We start from the raw sequence: 3121 nt of genomic DNA, 5'->3' as shown, positions 1-3121 counted from the left end.
CCGTAGGTATAAGCGTACTCGATCTCCACGAAGGGGTAGCTACTGTTACCGACGGGCTTGGCTGACGGCGCCTGGCTGTCGATGCGCAGCGTGTGCAGGCCCCTGAAGGCAGTGGCAGCCTGCAGTTCGCTGTAACCGATGGCGCCCGGCAGCGCGGCCACGGTTTTCAACACCGCTTCCGTGCTGTCGAGTTCGCAGCGGATGACCTTGTCCTGAGGGGAGTTCTTGCTCTTGCAGTCCAGGGAGGTGAAGGCCGGCTCGCCGAGCCCGTCGAGGATGTGCCGCCGGAACAGGTCGCGCGTGCCGGAGTTGGCATTCCGGCTTATGAGCAGGATAGGGAGGTCAGGGCCGTTGAGTTCCTTCCAGTTGAGGAAGTCACCCCGGTAGATCTTCCGTATCTCATCGATTGTCAGGGTTTTGATCGGCAGCTGGTCATGTACCACCAGGGCGTAGGCGGAGACAGCGACGCGCTCCTCCTGGAGCTGTGGGTAGCCGTCCGGCTTGTGCCCGTCGGAGAAGGCGACCAGGGCCGGCGGGCCGTTCCTGGACTCGCTGCCCAGCTCCGCCAGCGCCCGCACGCCTTCCTCGCTGCCGTGCGCATCCATCGTGATCTTAGTACCCGGGCAGCTTGACTCGTACCTTTTGGCGGCTTCCCGCACGACCGGCGCGAAGGCGGTGGAACCGGTGAGGGCAAGCTCGCCCGAGGCACAGCCGATGGGCGGCGGCAGGTCCCTGGGCATGAGGATGATGCCCGCCAGCGTGACGAGGAAGAGGGAGAGCAGGACGGTGATCAAGCGGGCGGGCCTGCTGAACAGGGGCGGCTTGTCGTCGACCGTGATACTCCGGTTGAGCTCCACCGCGCCGTTGCGGATCCCGCCGGTGACTCGGATGCCGCTGCCGACGCCACCACCGGTGAGCAGCACCAGCAGTTTGTAGTGCTGGCCGTGGTTGAGCGGGACGCGGGGGAGATAGATCGTGTTGCGGTCGAAGCGCATACCCCCCGCCGGGGCGAAGTGGTCCATCAGGTGTTCGGCGTCGGACTGGGTGACCGCGACGCCCTCGACGACGCGGTCGGTGAAGACGGCGGTGAGGCCGTGGACGTCGAGGCCGGTGTAGTCGGTGCCGGCGATGCTCTCCGCGCCGTCGTTTTCAATGCGGAGGAGGACGAGGGTCGCGTCGGACATGTCGTTGAACCGGCCGAATCGTACGCCTACCTGGCCCTGGTTACGGTTGTCGTTGCCGATGGGAGTATCCATCTGTACGCGATAGCCGATGCGTCTGCGATGCGGCACCCGGCGCTCATACCAGATTGCGCCGATGGACACCACGAGACCGAGCAGCGCGGTGAGCACAGCTATGATGTTTTGGGCGTTTAGCCAATCCCCCATATTTTACCCCGATCCCGTATGTGCTGTTAGGTCAGCGTGACGGTTCGGTCACCGTAACAGGTGGCATATCGGCTGATGGGCGGCTGCGGCTCCGGTTTGCCGAACGTTCAACAGAGCTATGACCCCGATTCACCCAGCTCGGCGGAGGCGGCCGCCGTGTTCCCGGCCGATGCAGAGCTGACGCCACTGTCGTGCTGACACGGAGATGAGGTCGCGGTTTACCGGTTGCCGTACCTGGAACGAGTCGCGGGAGACGACTGCGGTCGGCTCGTTCCCGACTCGTTGGAGGTGGATCGTGCCCGACAAGGTGTTCTCGAGCTGGCTTGACAACGTCCGTACCCGGCGGGGCGACAACGCCGCGGTGCCCAGCCCCGCGGCCGGCGCCCGGCGCCCGGAGAGCTTGGGGAGCCCGAGGGCGCTGCCCCGGGTCGTCGTGGTCGGCAGTGGCTTCGCCGGGTTCTCCGTGCTGCGACACCTGGAACGGCTGCTGCCCCCGGATGCCGCCGAGCTTATCGTCGTCTCCCCGGTCGACCATCTTCTCTACACGTCACTGTTGCCGCAGGTGGCCACCAGCGAGGCGGAGCCGCGCCACCTGGCGGTCTCCGTCCGGGCGGCGCTGCGGCGTACCACGCTTGCGCTCGGTCACGTGGTGAAAGTCGACTTCCGGGGCCGCACGATCACTGTCCGCCAACCCAACGCCGTACACGCACAGCTGCGCTGGGACCGCCTTGTGCTGGCACCCGGCGCGGTGACCCGCACCGTCGATATCCCGGGTCTGACCGATCACGCGCTTGGCCTGAAGAACCTCGCGGAAGCCGTCTACCTGCGCGACCACGTGCTCCGCCAGTTCGAGTACGCCGACGCATGCGAGGATCCGGTGGTGCGCCGGGCCCGGTGCACCTTCGTGATCGTCGGCGCCGGGTACACCGGGACCGAGCTCGCCGCGCAGATGGTGCGGTTCACCAGGCGAGCGGTGGGCCAGTATCCACGCCTGACCGAGCGGGACATCCGCTGGATTCTCACCGATCTGGCGCCTCGGGTGCTGCCCGAGCTGGGCGAGGCGCTCAGCAGGCGGGCGGCCCGGGTCCTTGCCGGCCGCGGGGTCGACGTGCGGCTGCGAACGTCCATCTCGGAGGCGGGCGCTGGGTGCGTCCGGTTCATCGACGGTGAGAGCGTCGCGACCCACACCCTTGTCTGGTGCGCCGGGGTGGCTCCCAGCCCGCTGATCTCCACGTTGGGCCTGCCGACCCAGCATGGCCGCCTGGTGGTGGATGCCCGGTTCCAGGTGCCTGCTGCCGCGGATGTGTTCGCGCTGGGAGACGCCGCGGCCGTGCCTGACGTGACCCGGGGCTGCCAGCCGGCGGGGCAGACCGCCCAGCACGCCGTCCGGCAGGGTGCCGTTGCCGCGCGTAACGTCGCGGCCTCCCTCGGTCACGGAACGGCGAAGCCCTACCGGCATCGCAATCTCGGTTTCGTCGTCGACCTCGGCGGCACCGCCGCCGTGGCTGATCCGCTCGGAATCCCGTTGTCCGGGGTGGCCGCCGCGGCGGTGACCCGGGGCTACCACCTGTGGGCGCTTCCCTGCCTGACCAACAGAACGCGGGTGGCCGCCGACTGGCTCCTGGACACGCTCACCCCGCGCCAGATCGTCCAGCTCGGGTTCCTGCCGCCGGCCAAGTCATCGATCAATGCCGCGGAGCGGATCGACATCTACCACAGCGGGCATTCATAAG

2 protein-coding genes are annotated in these 3121 nt (G+C 67.8%); one reads left to right on the top strand and one right to left on the bottom strand.

The genetic code is table 11. The features are described 5' to 3' along the window. A partial coding sequence (locus tag MJ783_RS22990; protein WP_239313922.1) for a substrate-binding domain-containing protein occupies positions 1-1388 on the bottom strand: 1388 nt, incomplete at its 3' end. Between the two features lie 361 nt (positions 1389-1749). Between MJ783_RS22990 and MJ783_RS22985 the strand changes: the two genes are divergently transcribed. After that, positions 1750-3120 (top strand): NAD(P)/FAD-dependent oxidoreductase, encoded by a 1371-nt coding sequence (locus tag MJ783_RS22985; protein ID WP_239313925.1) that lies wholly within the window; start codon positions 1750-1752, stop codon positions 3118-3120. Position 3121: the final 1 nt, after the last annotated feature.

This window comes from Protofrankia sp. Cj3 (genome assembly GCF_917627355.1).
GTDB lineage: Bacteria > Actinomycetota > Actinomycetes > Frankiales > Frankiaceae > Protofrankia.
This window is presented reverse-complemented; position numbering and strand designations above follow the sequence as displayed.